This is a genomic window from Aeromonas sp. FDAARGOS 1407 (assembly GCF_019048725.1).
Lineage (GTDB): Bacteria > Pseudomonadota > Gammaproteobacteria > Enterobacterales > Aeromonadaceae > Aeromonas > Aeromonas enteropelogenes.
The window spans coordinates 987501-1004071 of the sequence record NZ_CP077399.1 but is presented as its reverse complement, the minus strand read 5'-3'; the positions used below and the strand labels follow the sequence as shown (position 1 = coordinate 1004071).

Here is a 16571-nt window from a genome sequence, read left to right as displayed (position 1 = left end):
CTAGTGACAGCTGCACACAGCTTCAACAGACGGGAAATACTCTCTTACAACTTCAACGGGATCCGCCGAAAAAACAGCCTCAACGCTGGCAATGGGAGCAGAATACCGTGGTTCGCTGGCCCATTTTTATTTCGCTCAACAGGGTGTGGCAATGGTAACAGGACTGGCCACCCCGGCCATAGACCTGCAACTTCTGCACGAAATAGCCCGGCTTGCCGTCCGCGCTGGTGAAATCCTTGAGGGTAGTCCCCCCCTGTCGAATGGCTTCGGCCAGCACCCGCTTTATCTCGGCCACCAGAGTGGTCAGCCGCTCGGCGCTGATGTTGCCGGCCGCCCGTTTGGGGTGAATGCCGGCGGCAAACAGCGCCTCGTTGGCGTAAATGTTGCCAACCCCGACCACCACCTGGTTATCCATCAGGAACTGCTTGATGGCGGTGCTGCGCCCCTTGGCCCGCTCCCGCAGGTAATCGGCGTTGAAGGCGTCGGTCAGCGGCTCCGGCCCCAGCTTGGCCAGCAGGGCGTGCGCTTCGGCCGGCTCGCGGGTCCACAGCAGGGCACCGAAGCGGCGCGGATCGTTGAGCCGCAGCAGCTTGCCATTTTCGAGCTCGATATCCACGTGGTCATGTTTCTCGGCCGGCGTACCGATCTCCAGCACCCGCAGGCTGCCGGACATCCCCAGATGGAGAATGGCGGTACCAAAATCGGTCTCCAGCAACAGATACTTGGCACGACGCCGCACCCGATGGATGGTGAGATCCACCAGCTCCTGGATTTCGCCGGGCACCGGCCAACGCAGACGACCGTCCCGCACCACCACTCGGGTGACCTTGATGCCGGTGAGCCAGGGGGAGATCCCCTGACGGCTGACTTCGACTTCTGGCAATTCAGGCATGACAACCTCGCAAGCAACAGGGATCAGGGGGCGGGACGCAGCAGGCCGCGATACTGCTCGGCACTCAGCGTGAGCCAGCTGCCTGATGGCAGTTGGGCCGCGTACTGGCCATTGTTCTGGTAGAGGCCGAATGCCAGCGGATCGCTCTGGCCGGCGATCCATACCTTGAGGGTGACGGGAGCACCGCGTACCGCCTCGCCGGGGGGCAGCGACCAGCTCTGCCAACTGTCGATGCGGGCTGCCAGCTGGGCGCTGTCCAGCCCCAGGTCCGGCACGCTGCGCCAGCCCTGACCGACCCGCTCAATCTGCCAGCTCGGCCCCTGCCAGGTGAGTACCACGGCATCCGCCGGCAACAGGGGACGCGCCCGCTTGGCGCTGTTTTCCTGTTGGGCAATCTCCAACCGGTGCAGCAGGGTGATCACGATCAACACCGCCACTATGATCACGTTATTCCAGCCTTTACGGCTCAGTTTGAACATGGCAAGCCTCCCTTCGAACCGGCAGTGTACTGAATTCGGCCCATAAAAAAACCCGGCACTAGGCCGGGTTTTTGAGACAAATTCAAGTAATTACTTGATTTTGCCTTCTTTGTAGATCACATGCTGACGAACAACGGGATCAAACTTTTTGATCTCCATTTTTTCGGGCATGGTGCGCTTGTTTTTGGTAGTGGTATAGAAGTGACCAGTACCGGCGCTGGAGTTCAGGCGAATTTTCTCGCGAATACCTTTAGCCATGATCTAATTCCTTATACCTTAACACCGCTGGCGCGCAGTTCAGCCAGAACCACTTCAACGCCACGCTTGTCGATGATACGCATGCCTTTTGCGGATACGCGCAGGCTTACGAAGCGTTTTTCACTCTCAACCCAGAAACGGTGAGTGTGCAGGTTCGGCAGGAAACGACGCTTGGTAGCGTTGTTAGCGTGCGAACGGTTGTTACCAACTGCCGGGCGCTTGCCGGTTACTTGGCATACTCTAGACATGTCAGTCTCTCCAAATCTTACTTCATTGCTCGAGCAAATATCTGCCCCGCTGGCCTTCGATTGCGGGGCAAACAGAAGGCGGCATTTTATACAGCATCCGTGATCAAAGATCAACTAATACGGCGCCAGAGCACAGTTATAACCAACCGCGCTCGGCAAAAGAAACCGTGATGCCATCACCGATCACCAAGTGATCCAGCACTCTGATATCGATCAGGGCCAAGGCGGCCGTGATCCGATCCGTGATCTGGCGGTCGGCCCTACTGGGCTCGGCGACGCCGGACGGGTGATTATGCGCCAGAATCACAGCGGCTGCATTATGTTTGAGCGCGATCTGCACGATTTCTCTGGGCCAGACGCTCGCCGCATCGATGGTGCCGTAGAAAAGTTCGACAAATTGGATGACCCTGTGCTGATTATCGAGCAATAACAGCGCAAACACCTCACGCGGCCGATCCCGCAACTGGGCCTGCAGATAGTCCCGGGTCAGCTGGGGAGAAGTCAGCGCCTCGCCCCGTTGCAACCGCTCCGCCAGATGGCGCCGGGCCATCTCCAATACCGCCTGTAGTTGGGCGTATTTGGCCGGCCCCAGGCCATGGGCATCACAGAAAGCACGCTGGTCAGCCCCCAACAGGGTACGCAACGAACCGAACTGGCTGAGCAGCTGGCGGGAGAGATCCACAGCGCTCAGGCCGTTGACGCCGGTGCGCAGGAAGATGGCCAGTAGCTCGGCATCGGAGAGCGCCGCAGGCCCCTGGCGCAACAGCTTCTCCCTCGGTCGCTCATCCTCCGGCCACTCTTTGATGCTCATTTGTCTCTCCCTCGTCCTTGTTGAGAAAAAACATAGCAAAAAATCGCGGGAGCTCGGCCACAACTCCCCCAAGTCAATCTCTGTCGTCACTCCCAGCCTGTGGTATCTTAGCCGACCAGTCAGAATGAGCCGGATAGAGATACAGCAGATGAGATTGGCCGATAAACGCATCCTGTTGGGTGTCAGCGGCGGCATCGCCGCCTACAAGAGTGCCGAGCTGGTGCGCCGCCTGAAAGATCAGGGCGCCGAGGTTCGGGTGGTGATGACTCGCTCCGCCAAGGAGTTCATCACCCCGCTGACCCTGCAGGCCGTTTCCGGCCACTCGGTGGCCGACAGCCTGCTGGATCCGGCCGCCGAGGCCGGCATGGGCCACATCGAGCTGGCCAAGTGGGCCGATCTGGTACTGATCGCTCCCGCCAGCGCCAACCTGATGGCCCGCATGGCGGCCGGCATGGCCGACGAGCTGCTCACCACCCTCTGCCTGGCGACTCCGGCTACCGTGGCGCTGGCCCCGGCCATGAACCAGCAGATGTATCTCAATGCCGCCACCCAGGCCAACCTCAAGACCCTGGCCAGCCGTGGCATCCTGCTATGGGGACCGGATTCGGGCAGCCAGGCCTGCGGTGACGTGGGTCCTGGCCGGATGCTGGATCCTCTCGAACTGGTGGAACGTTGCTGCCAGCAACTGGCCGGCGAGCCACTGCTGGCAGGGGTCAAGCTGCTACTGACGGCGGGGCCGACCCGCGAGGCGCTCGATCCGGTGCGCTACATCAGCAACCACAGTTCCGGCAAGATGGGTTACGCCATCGCCCGCGCCGCCCGCGAGGCGGGGGCCGAGGTGACCCTGGTGAGCGGTCCGGTGGCGCTGGCGACCCCGAGTGGGGTGGAGCGCATCGATGTGGAGAGCGCCCTGCAGATGCATGAGGCGGTGATGAGCCGGGTTGGCGAGTGCGATCTCTTCATCGGGTGCGCCGCCGTGGCCGACTATCGCCCCGAGCAGGTGGCCAGCCAGAAGATCAAGAAAACTGGCGACAACGACCAGATGGCGCTGACCCTGGTCAAGAATCCCGACATCATCGCCGCCGTAGGGGCGCTACCAGACAAGCCGTTTACGGTGGGATTTGCCGCCGAAACCGTGGATGTGGAACAATACGCCCTCGACAAATTGCGACGCAAACGGCTGGACATGATCGCCGCCAACGACGTGTCTCGCGAAGGGCAAGGCTTCAATGCCGATGACAACGCCCTGACCGTATTCTGGCAAGGGGGTCATGCTCCGCTGCCACTGGCCGACAAGCTGACGCTGGCCCGTCATCTCGTCGCCCTGATTGCGCGCCACTACCGGCGCTGAGCGCCGGGTCGCCATGGGCTCCCGATAACACAAGACTCATGACACCCCGCCTTGCAGTGCAGAGACGGGGTGCCCACACAAGATCCAATTGAAAAAACGATTCATGACTACACAAATTGAACTGAAAATCCTGGATGCCCGTATCGGCACCGAGTACCCGCTGCCTGCCTACGCCACTCCGGGCTCTGCCGGCATGGATCTGCGTGCCCTGCTGGATGCGCCGCTGACCCTGGCCCCCGGTGATACCACCCTGGTGCCGACCGGTCTGGCCATTCACATCCAGGATCCCGGTCTGTGTGCCACCATCCTGCCCCGCTCCGGCCTCGGCCACAAACACGGCATCGTGCTGGGCAACCTGGTGGGTCTCATCGATTCCGACTATCAGGGCCAGCTGATGGTCTCGGTCTGGAACCGTGGCAAGGAGAGCTTCACCATGCAACCCGGCGAACGCATCGCCCAGCTGGTGATCATGCCGGTAGTTCAGACCAGCTTCCAACTGGTCAGTGAGTTTAACCAGAGCGAACGGGGTGAAGGCGGTTTTGGTTCCTCTGGTCGCCAATAACAAGACCACACAGCCCCTTGGGGCGATGCCTAATAACAGAATCAAGCCATTGTTTTTTTAGGGGAATCCATGGCAAGCAGTAATCAGAAACAGAGTCGGCGCGATCAGATCCTGCAAGCGCTCGCCCACATGCTGGAAACCAGTCCGGGTCAGCGTATCACCACGGCTCGCCTGGCAGCCGAGGTCGGTGTCTCTGAGGCCGCCCTCTATCGACATTTTCCCAGCAAGGCGAGGATGTTCGAGGGGCTGATCGACTTTATCGAGGATTCCCTGCTGTCACGGGTCAATCTCATCATGACGGAAGAGAAAGACACCATGGCCCGCTGCCACCACATCCTGCAGCTGCTGCTGGTCTTCGCCGAGCGCAACCCGGGCATCACCCGCATCCTCAATGGCGATGCCCTGCTGGGTGAACACGACCGGCTGCGGGATCGCATCAGCATCCTGTTTGACAAGCTGGAGACCCAGATCAAGCAGGTACTGCGGGAAAAACGGCTGCGGGAAGGCCAGGGCTTCCAGCTCGACGAGACCATGCTGGCCAATCTGTTGCTGGCCTACACCGAGGGACGGATCAGCCAGTTTGTTCGTTCCGAGTTCAAGATCAAACCGACCGCCGGGTTCGAAGATCAGTGGCAATTTATCCGCAGCCAGCTGCTGCAAAGCTGAGCCCGCAAGAACTCATATGAGAAGGGAGGCCTTGGCCTCCCTTCCTTTTTGTGGCAACTTTTTACGGTAGAAAATAAGCACCAGATGCGACCCAGTCTGTCGCACTGCAATGTTAGATTCATCCGTTATCAATCTTTAGTATCTGACAGGACCTCTTATGGAACCCGAAATCATCACCGAAGCACAGACCTGGCTGGTCAACAACCAGGGCCTGCTGATCGAGTATGCCGTCAACATCGCCGCCGCCCTGCTGACCCTGCTGGTGGGCTATATCGCCGCCAACCTGATCAGTGGTGGCGTGGTCAAGGTGATGAAAAGCCGCAAGCTCGATGCCACCATCACCGAGTTCGTCGGCAGCATCCTCAAATACGCCATCCTGGTGTTCGTGGTGATCGCGGCACTGGGTCGGGTCGGGGTACAGACCGCCTCCTTCGTGGCCATCATTGGTGCCGCCGGTCTGGCCATCGGTCTGGCACTGCAGGGGTCGCTGTCCAACTTCGCCGCCGGCTTCCTGCTCATCATCTTCCGCCCTATCAAGGCGGGCGAGTTCATCGAAGTGGCTGGCACTGCGGGCGTCGTGCAGTCCGTGCAACTGTTCACCACCACCCTCACCTCAGGCGACAACAAGATGGTCGTGGTACCGAACTCCGCCATTCTCAACGGCACCATAGTTAACTACTCGCGCATGGATACCCGTCGCGTCGACATGACCTTCGGCATCGGCTACGGCTCCGACCTGCGCAAGGCCAAGCAGATCCTTGAGCGTCTGGTGAACGAAGAGCCGCGCATCCTGAAAGATCCGGCCGCTACCATCGCCGTCGCCGCGCTGGCCGACTCCTCGGTCAATATCGTGGTGCGCCCCTGGGTGAAAACCGGTGATTACTGGGGTGTCTGGTTCGACTTCCACGAGAAGGTGAAGCTGACCTTCGATGCCGAGGGTATCGAGATCCCCTTCCCGCAGATGGTCATGCACACCGCCAAAGCCGGGGAGTGATGAATCCATCCCCTTGCTCACAATGCCAGCCTTCGGGCTGGCATTGTCGTTTTTTGGGGGCCCCGACCGCACACAACCCGCACGGCGATATGAAAACCATTTCACATTCACGGGTTGGTCCCATTCATGAGCAAGCGCAAGATCCTGCTTGCTTTCGTGACTCATAATCCCGACTTTCAGGGTGTACACTCCCCCAGTGACCCAAGGTTGTAAAAGACAATCGGTAAAACTCTGTTACATGAGCCGGCCAGCCGGCTCGCTATAATGCTCGGATAATAAGGTTTGGCGGGGCCTTGCCTGCAAGGTTCAAACACAACTTGGCATTTCAGGAATCCTATGAAAAACATCAATCCAACCCAAACCCAGGCCTGGCAGGCACTGGAAGCCCATTTTGCAGCTAACAAAGAGACTCGTCTCAAGGATCTGTTCGCGCAGGACCCGAAGCGCTTTGACAAGTTCTCCCTCACTTTCGGCGGCGACATCCTGGTGGATTACTCCAAGAACCTGATCACCGAAGAAACCCTCAAGTTACTGATTGATTTGGCCAAAGAGACCGATCTGCGCAGCGCCATCGACGCCATGTTCAACGGCGAGAAGATCAACATGACCGAAGGGCGCGCCGTGCTGCACGTGGCCCTGCGCAACCGCTCCGACCGCCCGGTCGAGGTGGACGGCAAGGACGTGATGCCGGAAGTGAACGCCGTACTGGCCAAGATGAAGGGCTTCTGCGAGAAGGTCATCTCCGGCGAGTGGAAAGGTTACACCGGCAAGCCGATCCAGCATGTGGTCAACATCGGCATCGGCGGTTCCGATCTCGGTCCCGTCATGATCACCGAAGCCCTGCGCCCCTACAAGAATCACCTGGAGATGCACTTTGTCTCCAACGTCGACGGCACCCACATCGCCGAGACCCTGAAGAAGATCGATCCGGAAACCACCTTGTTCCTGGTGGCCTCCAAGACCTTCACCACTCAGGAGACCATGACCAACGCACTGAGCGCCCGCGACTGGTTCCTGGGGCATGCCGGTGACAAGGCCCACGTTGCCAAGCACTTCGCAGCCCTCTCCACCAACGGTAAGGCCGTGGCCGAGTTCGGTATCGACACCGCCAACATGTTTGAGTTCTGGGACTGGGTCGGCGGCCGTTACTCCTCCTGGTCCGCCATCGGCATGCCTATCGCCCTGTCTGTCGGTTTCGAGAACTTCGAAGCTCTGCTGCAAGGCGCCTTCGAGATGGACATGCACTTCGCCACAGCCTCCTATGAGCAGAACGTGCCGGTGCTGCTGGCGCTGATTGGCCTGTGGTACAACAACTTCCATGGTGCCGAGTCCGAAGCCATTCTGCCGTACGACCAGTACATGCACCGTTTCCCCGCCTACTTCCAGCAGGGCAACATGGAGTCCAACGGCAAATACGTGGACCGCAACGGCAACAAGGTCGACTACCAGACCGGTCCCATCATCTGGGGTGAGCCGGGCACCAACGGCCAGCACGCCTTCTACCAGCTGATCCACCAGGGCACCAAGATGATCCCCTGTGACTTCCTGGCACCAGCCATCAGCCACAACCCCATCGGTGATCACCATCCGAAACTGCTGGCCAACTTCTTCGCCCAGACCGAGGCCCTGGCCTTCGGCAAGAGCAAGGAAGCCGTGGAGGCCGAATTCCTGGCCGCCGGCAAGACGCTGGAGCAGGTCAAGCATCTGGTGCCATTCAAGGTGTTCGAAGGCAACCGCCCGACCAACAGCATCCTGTTCAAGAGCCTGACCCCGAAAACCCTGGGTGCCCTGATCGCCATGTACGAGCACAAAATCTTCGTACAGGGCGCAATCTGGAACATCTTCAGCTTCGACCAGTGGGGCGTGGAGCTGGGCAAACAGCTGGCCAACAAGATCCTGCCGGAGCTGGGCACCGACGAGGCTGTCACCAGCCACGACTGCTCCACCAACGGCCTGATCAACACCTGGAAAGCCTGGAAGGCCTGATTTTCCCGGCTGACCTGAATGCAAAAGCCCCGCTCGATGAGCGGGGCTTTTTTATGGCTATCAATCGGTCTGCTTGCATGATCCGGAGGACTGGCCAGGTGTCCAAGCCGGGCAGTAACGGGGATCGTCATCCCCGCCCCTTCATCATCCAGCCCGATGCAGGCTTAACCGCCGACAGCGATGCGCTTCATGTCCTTCATGTAGCCACGCAGTACCTGACCGATCTTCTCGATCGGGTGGTTGCGGGTCGCCTCGTTGGCCGCCAGCAGCACCTGGTTGTCCACGCTCTGGCTCTCGGCTTGGCTGGCACCCAGGTCGCCCGCTTTCAGGGTCGGCATGAAGTGTTCACGCAGCAGCGGCACGGCGGCGTTGGCAAACAGGTAGTTGCCATATTCGGCGGTGTCGGAGATGACCACGTTCATCTCGTACAGACGCTTGCGAGCAACTGTGTTGGCGATCAGCGGCAGCTCGTGCAGGGATTCGTAGTAGGCAGACTCCTCGTAGATACCGGAGGCCACCATGGTCTCGAACGCCAGCTCGACACCCGCCTTGACCATGGCCACCATCACCACACCATTGTCGAAGTACTCCTGCTCGGCGATCTTGCCAGCATAGGCTGGGGCATTCTCGAAGGCAGACTTGCCGGTCTCTTCGCGCCAGGTCAGCAGCTTGATGTCATCCTCGGCCCAGTCGGCCATCATGCCGCGAGAGAACTCGCCGGCGATAATGTCATCCATGTGCTTCTCGAACAGCGGGCGCATCAGGGTCTTGAGCTGCTCGGAGAGCTCGAAGGCGCGCAGCTTGGCCGGGTTGGCGAGTCTGTCCATCATCAGGCTGATGCCACCCTGCTTCAGGGCTTCGGTGATGGTTTCCCAGCCGAACTGGATCAGCTTGCCGGCATAGGCCGGGTCTGTGCCCTCGGCAACCAGCTTGTCGTAACAGAGCAGGGAACCGGCCTGCAGCATGCCACAGAGGATGGTCTGCTCGCCCATCAGGTCGGATTTCACTTCCGCCACGAAGGAGGACTCCAGCACCCCGGCACGGTCGCCGCCGGTGGCGGAGGCCCACGCCTTGGCGATGGCCATGCCTTCACCCTTGGGATCGTTCTCCGGGTGGACGGCGATCAGGGTCGGCACGCCGAAGCCGCGCTTGTACTCTTCACGCACTTCAGTACCCGGGCACTTCGGCGCTACCATGACGACTGTGATGTCGGCGCGGATCTGCTGACCCTCTTCCACCACGTTGAAGCCGTGGGAGTAGCCCAGCGCAGCGCCCTGCTTCATCAGCGGCATCACGGTCTTGACCACGTCGGAGTGCTGCTTGTCCGGCGTCAGGTTCAGCACCAGATCGGCGGTCGGGATCAGCTCTTCATAGGTACCGACCGCAAAGCCGTTGTCGGTGGCCTTCTGCCAGGAGGCGCGCTTCTCGGTGATGGCGGCCTTGCGCAGGGCATAGGCGATATCCAGTCCGGAATCGCGCATGTTCAGGCCCTGGTTCAGACCCTGGGCACCACAGCCCACAATCACCACCTTCTTGCCTTTCAGCACGTCGCAGCCGTCGGCGAATTCCGCGCGCTGCATGAAACGACACTTGCCCAGCTGGGCCAACTGCTGACGCAGGTTCAAGGTGTTGAAATAGTTAGCCATGGTGATTGCTCCGTTCGGTTGATTCCATGCCGGTGACGGCGTTGTCTGAACCACTATAGCGCGGGACACATATTGCCTGAACTGATATATTCGAAACAGTACGTTGCAGGAATTGAAATGTGAGTCTGCGCAATGTCGGGCTGTTTTCCCCTCTTTTCTGAATGGGTGGAAGCGATGACCCGGGCAGATTGACTCGGCACACCAGGCCGCAGCAGGAAGAAAAAAGATGGACCTTCGCAACCTCGAGCTGTTTCTCCACCTCGCTGACTCCCTCCACTTCGGCAAGAGCGCCGATGCCATGGCGGTCAGCCCCTCCACCCTGAGCCGCGCCATCCAGCGCCTCGAGCAGGAGACCGGCTGCGTCTTGTTCGAACGGGATAACCGCTCGGTGCGCCTCACCCTGGCCGGCGAGAAACTGCGCGAGTTTGGTGGTGGATTGCTGCAGGAGTGGCGCCAGCTCAAGCAGGAGCTCAAACGCAACGACGAACCGCTGCAAGGGCGGTTGCGAGTCTTCTGCTCGGTCACCGCCAGCTACTTTCTGCTGCCCGAGGTACTGGAGCGCTTTCGCCGTCGCTACCCCCAGCTGGAGATCAAGCTGGAAACCGGCGACCCGGCGCTGGCGGTGGACAAGATCCTGGCCGATGAGGTCGATCTGGCCATCGCAGCCCGCCCGGATGCCCTGCCCGCCAAACTGGAATTTGCCAGCCTGCAGCGGGTCCCGCTGGTCTTCATCGCTCCGCGCAACGCCCCCCAACTCAACCAGTGGTTTCATCAGGGAGAACCGGACTGGGAGCGGCTGCCGCTTATCCTCTCGGAACAGGGGCTAGCCCGCAAACGCAGTGACCAGTGGTTTCGCAACAAGGGGATAGCCCCCAACATCTATGCCGAAGTGGTGGGCAACGAGGGGATCGTCGCCATGGTGGCGCTCGGCTGCGGTGTAGGACTGGTACCCGCCGCCGTCATCGATCACAGCCCAATGGGCGAGAAGGTGCGCATCGTCGAACCCAAACCGGCGCTCAAGCCATTCGACGTCGGCATAGTGGTTTCACGCAAACGGCTTGAGGAGCCCCTCATCCGCGCCTTCTGGGACACGGCACAGAATCAGGGGGCGCTGCGTTGATCCGGATTGTAGATGAGGGTTAAGTCGGCCATCATGGGCCGGCTGCTCAGCGGCAATCCGGGGTTATGCAGTTCAAAGCGCGTCCGTTGCTCCAGCTTCAGATTACGCACCGTCTTGCCAAACGACTCTTCGAATACCTGTTCAAAGGCACCTGACTGCCGCGCCCGCTGCAACCCAAGCTCAATGCGCTGCGCGAGCTCAGGGTATTTGGGCGAGACGAAGAACAGCAAGGCCAGCGGGTAACGAAAAACCAGGTGCTGCTCGATGGCCAGATAGGGGTGCGCCTTGAGCTCGTCCTCGACTTCGATGACGGAGCGCAGGAAGCAGTCGAAGCGCCGCTTGCGCAACATGTTGAACAATACGTCGTACAGGCTGCCCACCACCACCTTCAGACCATTCGCCTTGAGCAGCTCGGTATCCGGCCAGAATCTGTGCTGGCCAATGGTCAACCCGGATTGCTGCCATTGTGCCAGGGACTGGATATTGGCAAAGCGCCCCTCATCTCCCTGCCGGATCAGGCAGACCCGCCATCCCAGCAGCCCCTTGGCCAGCGGGATATGCACCGCCAGCAGATCCTGCTCCCGCTCGCTGTCCGGTGCAAACACGGCCACTTGCACCGAACCGTCACCGCTCATCTCCTTGACCACACGCCCCTGCTCCATGGGTGCGCTGGCAATCAGTCGATAGGGGCCATATTCGGGGATGGTGAGTTCGAGGGAGAGGCGCAGCAACTCGGGAACGGCGGGATTGGGATGCTGCAGCAACTGATTCCAGACACGGATCGGCTGTTCAGCTGCCACAAGGTTGGTCGTCATCAATGTGATACACAGTAGCCATGCCCTGACCATGCTCTAACACCCGGATGCCATACACCTCCCATTACTATAACGCCCTACTGTTTCGAGGGGAGTTTGGCGTGACAGATGTGTGAACCGTCACGTGTCAAATATGACAATAGGAAAAGCCGACAGATAACCGCAGACTCGGGCTGCTGACAAGGGACCGACTATTCAGGGAGAAGAGCCATGAAACAGCATCTGGTCGAGATAAAGGGGGCAACCCTGTTCGAGGAGTACCTGCAAAGCATGGGGGTCCCGAATACATTGCTGGACAGGGAACGGGATATCTATCTGCAGGATCGCCATCTGGGAGCAATCCGCCAGGTGCAGGGCGAGCTGAGATTTTATCTGCGCGCCAATGCCCTGAGCAAACAGTGATCAGGAACCGGTCACAGAACCCGCTGCAAAGAGGTATTAGACTGGTATCTTCCCCCTTTCGCCGGGAGTGCCCATGAAAGCAAGCGGTCTGGATCGTCTGTTCAAGCCTCACTCAATTGCCGTGATCGGCGCTTCTACCGACCCGCACAAGGCGGGTCATGTGATCGTCCGCCACCTGCTGGCAGGGCAGTTCAAGGGACCCATACTTCCCGTCACCCCCAAGGACAAGGCCATCGCCGGCGTGCTGGCCTATCCCGATGTTGCCAGCCTGCCGCTGGTGCCGGATCTCGCCATCATCTGCACCAAGCGGGAACGAGTCCTGCCACTGCTGGAAGCGCTCGGCCAGAAAGGCACGGGGGCTGCCATCATACTGGCAGGGGACTTTTCCGATGAGGAGCGGCGGGAGCTGAAGCGGGTCTGCCAGCAATACGGCATCCGCCTGCTGGGACCGAACAGCATGGGCATGCTGCTGCCCGGGCAAGGGATCAACGCCAGCTTCTCTCCCATCACGGCCAAGCCAGGCCAGGTCGCCTTTCTCTCCCAGTCGGCCGCCGTCAGCGCCACCATACTGGACTGGGCCAAGCAACATGAGCTTGGCTTCTCTGCCTTCATCTCCCTCGGCGATCACTGTGACATAGACTTCGGCCAGCTGCTGGATCAACTCTCCCGCGACAGCACAACCCGCGCCATCCTGCTCTATATGGACAAGCTGCACGATGCCCGCCACTTTCTCTCCGCCGCCCGGGCCGCGTCGCGCAACAAGCCCATCCTGATACTCAAAAGCGGTCGCCACAACCCAAGCCATGGCCTCGACAACGTCTATGATGCCGCCATTCGCCGCGCCGGCATGCTGCGAGTTAGAGATACCCACGAGCTGTTTGCGGCGGTAGAGACGCTGAGCCATTCGATGACCCTCAAGGGGGAGCGACTGGCCATCATCTCCAATGGCCGGGGCCTGGCCAACATGGCGGTGGATGTGCTGCTGGAGCGTGGAGGCAAACTTGCCCTCCCTCCGCTGGACATAGGCAGCGATGCAACCATCACCACCTATCAGGAGGCGCTGGACCACTTGCTGCAAGAGGAGGGCATAGACGCCATCCTGATCATCCATGCGCCTTCGCTGACCGCCCCCAGCGCGCCGCTGGCAAGCCATCTCATCACCCATCTCAAGCAGCATCCCAGAGCGCGTCGGTTCAATATCCTGACCAACTGGGCTGGGGAATATTCGGCGCAGGAGGGGCGCAGGCTGTTCACCGAGGCGGGCATTCCTACCTACCGCACACCCGAAAGCGCCATGGCCGCCTTCATGCATATGGTGGAATATCGTCGCAACCAGAAGCAGTTGATGGAAACTCCCGCCTCCCTGCAAGGCAACCAGCTCAATATCGAGTTGTGCCAACAGCTGCTTCGCCAGGCCAGAGAGCGCAACCAGTCGAGGCTGGATACCCATCTCGCCCACCCCATATTGCAAGCGGCCGGCCTCTCGACTCTGCCGACCTGGATCGTCACTGATGCCATTGAAGCCACCTTGACGGCGGAGCAGATTGGCTACCCGGTCGCGGTCAAGCTGCGTTCACCCGACATCTTCCACAAATCTGCCGTACATGGCGTGATGTTAAACCTGCGCACCTCGATGGAAGTGGCCCAAGCCGCCGACGCCATCCTGGACAGGGTTCGGCAGCACGACCCGGGCGCCCGCATCGAAGGCCTGCTGGTGCAGCGGATGGCACGCCGCAGCGGCGGCCTGGAGCTGCGGGTGCGGATCCAGCAGGATGCAGTGTTTGGCCCCGTCATCCTGCTGGGAGAATCAGGAGCCGAGCCCCAGGAGATGGTTGCGGCCCTGCCGCCACTGAATCAGGCGTTGGCTCGTTACCAAATCATCGGTGCCATGAAGAGCCGCAAGATCCGTGAGCAAGCGACGCCAGTGCGGCTGAATATCGATGCGCTCAGCCAGGTGCTCTGTCAGCTCTCCGAGCTGATACTGGCTTTTCCCGACATCCAGGAGCTGGATCTCCACCCACTGCAGACATGCGACAGCGAAATGGTGGTGCTGGATGCCAGCATCACCCTGGCCGATCCCAGCGCATCGCCACCCAATCGGCTGGCCATCCGCCCCTACCCTACCGAGCTTGAAGAGGGGGCCTGGCTCAAGGATCAGAGCCATATACTGCTGCGGCCGATCCGCCCGGAGGATGAACCGGCCCACAAGCAGTTCGTACTGCAAGTGTCCGATGAAGACAGGTACAAACGCTTCTTCGCGGATGTGGGAGAGCTGGGGCATGAAGAGCTGGCACGGATGACCCAGATAGATTACGACCGGGAGATGGCTTTTGTGGCCGTTGGCCAAGATGGTGTTTTTCAGGATCAGATCCTGGGTGTAGTTCGCGCCATCAGCACCCCGGACCACAGTGATGCGGAATTTGCCATCCTGGTACGCTCCGATTTGAAAGGGCTTGGCCTCGGTAAACTGATGATGGAGAAGATTGTTCGCTACGCCAGAGAACAGGGGATTGAACAGCTATCAGGCATGACCATGCCCAGCAATCGCGGCATGATCAATCTAGCCAAGCGCCTGGGATTCAAGGTCGAACTGCACATGGAAGAGGGGGTGGTCAATATGGTGCTTGCTTGCAGCCATGGCCATTAAACGGCATCCCATGTGTAGCCCCATCCCACACTAACCGTTTGAAATGAGCGAAATACACAAACGAAAACAGCGAAAAAAGGACTCACAAGAAACCAAAATGGCAAATATTGAGCAAGAAGCAGAATTTCAGGCAATAAAAAACCCCGCTCAGTGAGCGGGGTTTTCGCGTTGGGTGCCTGGCAGTGTCCTACTCTCGCATGGCGAATGCCACACTACCATCGGCGCTACCACGTTTCACTTCTGAGTTCGGCATGGGTTCAGGTGGTTCCACGGCGCTATGGCCGCCAGGCAAATTCTTCAATCTTGGAAAGCTGACGTGAATAACGACTGGTCGCTATCACTGAATTAGTAGTTCGCTCATTCGCTACAAGGCCCAGAACACTTCTTGGGTGTTGTATGGTTAAGCCTCACGGGTAATTAGTACGGGTTAGCTCAATGCATCGCTGCACTTACACACCCCGCCTATCAACGTTGTGGTCTCCAACGGCCCTTTAGGACCCTCAAGGGGTCAGGGATGACTCATCTCAGGGCTCGCTTCCCGCTTAGATGCTTTCAGCGGTTATCGATTCCGAACTTAGCTACCGGGCAGTGCCACTGGCGTGACAACCCGAACACCAGAGGTTCGTTCACTCCGGTCCTCTCGTACTAGGAGCAACTCCCTTCAATCATCCAACGCCCACGGCAGATAGGGACCGAACTGTCTCACGACGTTCTGAACCCAGCTCGCGTACCACTTTAAATGGCGAACAGCCATACCCTTGGGACCGACTTCAGCCCCAGGATGTGATGAGCCGACATCGAGGTGCCAAACACCGCCGTCGATATGAACTCTTGGGCGGTATCAGCCTGTTATCCCCGGAGTACCTTTTATCCGTTGAGCGATGGCCCTTCCATTCAGAACCACCGGATCACTATGACCTACTTTCGTACCTGCTCGACCTGTCCGTCTCGCAGTTAAGCTGGCTTATGCCATTGCACTAACCTCCTGATGTCCGACCAGGATTAGCCAACCTTCGTGCTCCTCCGTTACTCTTTGGGAGGAGACCGCCCCAGTCAAACTACCCACCAGGCACTGTCCGCGACCCCGATTCAGGGGCCTGCGTTAGAACATCAAACATACAAGGGTGGTATTTCAAGGACGGCTCCAGCGCAACTGGCGTCACGCCTTCAAAGCCTCCCACCTATCCTACACATGTAGGTTCAATGTTCAGTGCCAAGCTGTAGTAAAGGTTCACGGGGTCTTTCCGTCTAGCCGCGGGTACACCGCATCTTCACGGCGAATTCGATTTCACTGAGTCTCGGGTGGAGACAGCATGGCCATGGTTACACCATTCGTGCAGGTCGGAACTTACCCGACAAGGAATTTCGCTACCTTAGGACCGTTATAGTTACGGCCGCCGTTTACCGGGGCTTCGATCAAGAGCTTCGCTTGCGCTAACCCCATCAATTAACCTTCCGGCACCGGGCAGGTGTCACACCCTATACGTCCACTTTCGTGTTTGCAGAGTGCTGTGTTTTTGATAAACAGTCCCAGCCATCTGGTCACTGCGACTCCCGTCAGCTCCATCCGCAAGGGACTTCACCAACAAGAGCGTACCTTCTCCCGAAGTTACGGTACTATTTTGCCTAGTTCCTTCACCCGAGTTCTCTCAAGCGCCTTGGTATTCTCTACCCGACCACCTGTGTCGGTTTGG

The 16571-nt window shown here is 59.4% G+C and carries 15 protein-coding genes and 2 rRNA genes (1 of these 17 only partly in view); 8 read left to right on the top strand and 9 right to left on the bottom strand.

Translation table 11 applies throughout. The features are described 5' to 3' along the window. Window positions 1-79: 79 nt before the first annotated feature. The 5 genes from mutM to radC form a co-directional block, all read right to left on the bottom strand. Window positions 80-892, bottom strand: coding sequence for a bifunctional DNA-formamidopyrimidine glycosylase/DNA-(apurinic or apyrimidinic site) lyase (gene mutM, locus I6L37_RS04765; RefSeq protein WP_201982767.1), 813 nt, complete (start codon window positions 890-892; stop codon window positions 80-82). Between the two features lie 23 nt (window positions 893-915). Beyond that, window positions 916-1371, bottom strand: coding sequence for a hypothetical protein (locus tag I6L37_RS04760; RefSeq protein WP_026458337.1), 456 nt, complete (start codon window positions 1369-1371; stop codon window positions 916-918). 90 nt (window positions 1372-1461) lie between these two features. After that, the gene (gene rpmG / locus I6L37_RS04755) at window positions 1462-1629 is read right to left on the bottom strand and encodes a 50S ribosomal protein L33 (protein ID WP_005307500.1); all 168 of its coding nucleotides are present in this window, start codon (window positions 1627-1629) and stop codon (window positions 1462-1464) included. Between the two features lie 11 nt (window positions 1630-1640). Continuing rightward, on the bottom strand, window positions 1641-1877 hold the full coding sequence (gene rpmB / locus I6L37_RS04750) for a 50S ribosomal protein L28 (protein ID WP_005307492.1): 237 nt from the start codon (window positions 1875-1877) through the stop codon (window positions 1641-1643). 136 nt (window positions 1878-2013) lie between these two features. After that, the gene (gene radC / locus I6L37_RS04745) at window positions 2014-2688 is read right to left on the bottom strand and encodes a DNA repair protein RadC (RefSeq protein WP_042070659.1); all 675 of its coding nucleotides are present in this window, start codon (window positions 2686-2688) and stop codon (window positions 2014-2016) included. Window positions 2689-2836: 148 nt separating this feature from the next. On the opposite strand from radC, the gene coaBC reads away from it, so the two are divergent. The 5 genes from coaBC (at window position 2837) to pgi (ending at window position 8247) form a co-directional block, all read left to right on the top strand. Then, window positions 2837-4039, top strand: coding sequence for a bifunctional phosphopantothenoylcysteine decarboxylase/phosphopantothenate--cysteine ligase CoaBC (gene coaBC, locus I6L37_RS04740; RefSeq protein WP_216993396.1), 1203 nt, complete (start codon window positions 2837-2839; stop codon window positions 4037-4039). 103 nt (window positions 4040-4142) lie between these two features. After that, entirely contained in the window at window positions 4143-4601 is a 459-nt protein-coding gene (gene dut / locus I6L37_RS04735; RefSeq protein WP_216993395.1) for a dUTP diphosphatase, read from the top strand. A 69-nt stretch (window positions 4602-4670) separates the two neighbouring features. Next, window positions 4671-5267: a nucleoid occlusion factor SlmA gene (gene slmA / locus I6L37_RS04730; protein ID WP_042027216.1), complete on the top strand. Its 597-nt coding sequence runs from the start codon at window positions 4671-4673 to the stop codon at window positions 5265-5267. A 157-nt stretch (window positions 5268-5424) separates the two neighbouring features. Further along, entirely contained in the window at window positions 5425-6261 is an 837-nt protein-coding gene (locus I6L37_RS04725; protein ID WP_042070663.1) for a mechanosensitive ion channel domain-containing protein, read from the top strand. Window positions 6262-6597: 336 nt separating this feature from the next. Next, window positions 6598-8247 (top strand): glucose-6-phosphate isomerase, encoded by a 1650-nt coding sequence (gene pgi / locus I6L37_RS04720; protein WP_216993394.1) that lies wholly within the window; start codon window positions 6598-6600, stop codon window positions 8245-8247. A 164-nt stretch (window positions 8248-8411) separates the two neighbouring features. On the opposite strand, the gene ilvC is transcribed toward pgi, so the two are convergent. Further along, window positions 8412-9893 carry a ketol-acid reductoisomerase gene (gene ilvC / locus I6L37_RS04715; protein ID WP_216993393.1) on the bottom strand — a complete coding sequence of 494 codons (1482 nt, stop codon included), beginning with the start codon at window positions 9891-9893 and terminating at the stop codon, window positions 8412-8414. Between the two features lie 226 nt (window positions 9894-10119). Between ilvC and ilvY the strand changes: the two genes are divergently transcribed. Then, a complete protein-coding gene (gene ilvY, locus I6L37_RS04710) occupies window positions 10120-11013 on the top strand; it encodes an HTH-type transcriptional activator IlvY (RefSeq protein WP_216993392.1) in 894 nt (297 codons plus the stop codon). Here the strand turns inward: ilvY and I6L37_RS04705 are convergent. Beyond that, on the bottom strand, window positions 10995-11861 hold the full coding sequence (locus I6L37_RS04705; protein ID WP_216993391.1) for a hypothetical protein: 867 nt from the start codon (window positions 11859-11861) through the stop codon (window positions 10995-10997). The two genes, ilvY and I6L37_RS04705, sit on opposite strands and share 19 nt — an antisense overlap. A gap of 177 nt (window positions 11862-12038) precedes the next feature. On the opposite strand from I6L37_RS04705, the gene I6L37_RS04700 reads away from it, so the two are divergent. Then, entirely contained in the window at window positions 12039-12230 is a 192-nt protein-coding gene (locus tag I6L37_RS04700; RefSeq protein WP_026457435.1) for a hypothetical protein, read from the top strand. A 73-nt stretch (window positions 12231-12303) separates the two neighbouring features. Then, entirely contained in the window at window positions 12304-14877 is a 2574-nt protein-coding gene (locus tag I6L37_RS04695; RefSeq protein WP_216993390.1) for a bifunctional acetate--CoA ligase family protein/GNAT family N-acetyltransferase, read from the top strand. Between the two features lie 174 nt (window positions 14878-15051). Here the strand turns inward: I6L37_RS04695 and rrf are convergent. Both rrf and I6L37_RS04685 read right to left on the bottom strand, forming a co-directional pair. Beyond that, window positions 15052-15166, bottom strand: a 5S ribosomal RNA gene (gene rrf, locus I6L37_RS04690). A gap of 107 nt (window positions 15167-15273) precedes the next feature. Continuing rightward, a 23S ribosomal RNA gene (locus I6L37_RS04685) occupies window positions 15274-16571 on the bottom strand (it continues 1591 nt past the right edge of the window).

Coding starts and splice junctions, on each gene's coding strand:
- mutM (WP_201982767.1), bottom strand. CDS start 892: ATGCCTGAATTGCCAGAAGTCGAAGTCAGCCGTCAGGGGATCTCCCCC.
- I6L37_RS04760 (WP_026458337.1), bottom strand. CDS start 1,371: ATGTTCAAACTGAGCCGTAAAGGCTGGAATAACGTGATCATAGTGGCG.
- rpmG (WP_005307500.1), bottom strand. CDS start 1,629: ATGGCTAAAGGTATTCGCGAGAAAATTCGCCTGAACTCCAGCGCCGGT.
- rpmB (WP_005307492.1), bottom strand. CDS start 1,877: ATGTCTAGAGTATGCCAAGTAACCGGCAAGCGCCCGGCAGTTGGTAAC.
- radC (WP_042070659.1), bottom strand. CDS start 2,688: ATGAGCATCAAAGAGTGGCCGGAGGATGAGCGACCGAGGGAGAAGCTG.
- coaBC (WP_216993396.1), top strand. CDS start 2,837: ATGAGATTGGCCGATAAACGCATCCTGTTGGGTGTCAGCGGCGGCATC.
- dut (WP_216993395.1), top strand. CDS start 4,143: ATGACTACACAAATTGAACTGAAAATCCTGGATGCCCGTATCGGCACC.
- slmA (WP_042027216.1), top strand. CDS start 4,671: ATGGCAAGCAGTAATCAGAAACAGAGTCGGCGCGATCAGATCCTGCAA.
- I6L37_RS04725 (WP_042070663.1), top strand. CDS start 5,425: ATGGAACCCGAAATCATCACCGAAGCACAGACCTGGCTGGTCAACAAC.
- pgi (WP_216993394.1), top strand. CDS start 6,598: ATGAAAAACATCAATCCAACCCAAACCCAGGCCTGGCAGGCACTGGAA.
- ilvC (WP_216993393.1), bottom strand. CDS start 9,893: ATGGCTAACTATTTCAACACCTTGAACCTGCGTCAGCAGTTGGCCCAG.
- ilvY (WP_216993392.1), top strand. CDS start 10,120: ATGGACCTTCGCAACCTCGAGCTGTTTCTCCACCTCGCTGACTCCCTC.
- I6L37_RS04705 (WP_216993391.1), bottom strand. CDS start 11,861: ATGGTCAGGGCATGGCTACTGTGTATCACATTGATGACGACCAACCTT.
- I6L37_RS04700 (WP_026457435.1), top strand. CDS start 12,039: ATGAAACAGCATCTGGTCGAGATAAAGGGGGCAACCCTGTTCGAGGAG.
- I6L37_RS04695 (WP_216993390.1), top strand. CDS start 12,304: ATGAAAGCAAGCGGTCTGGATCGTCTGTTCAAGCCTCACTCAATTGCC.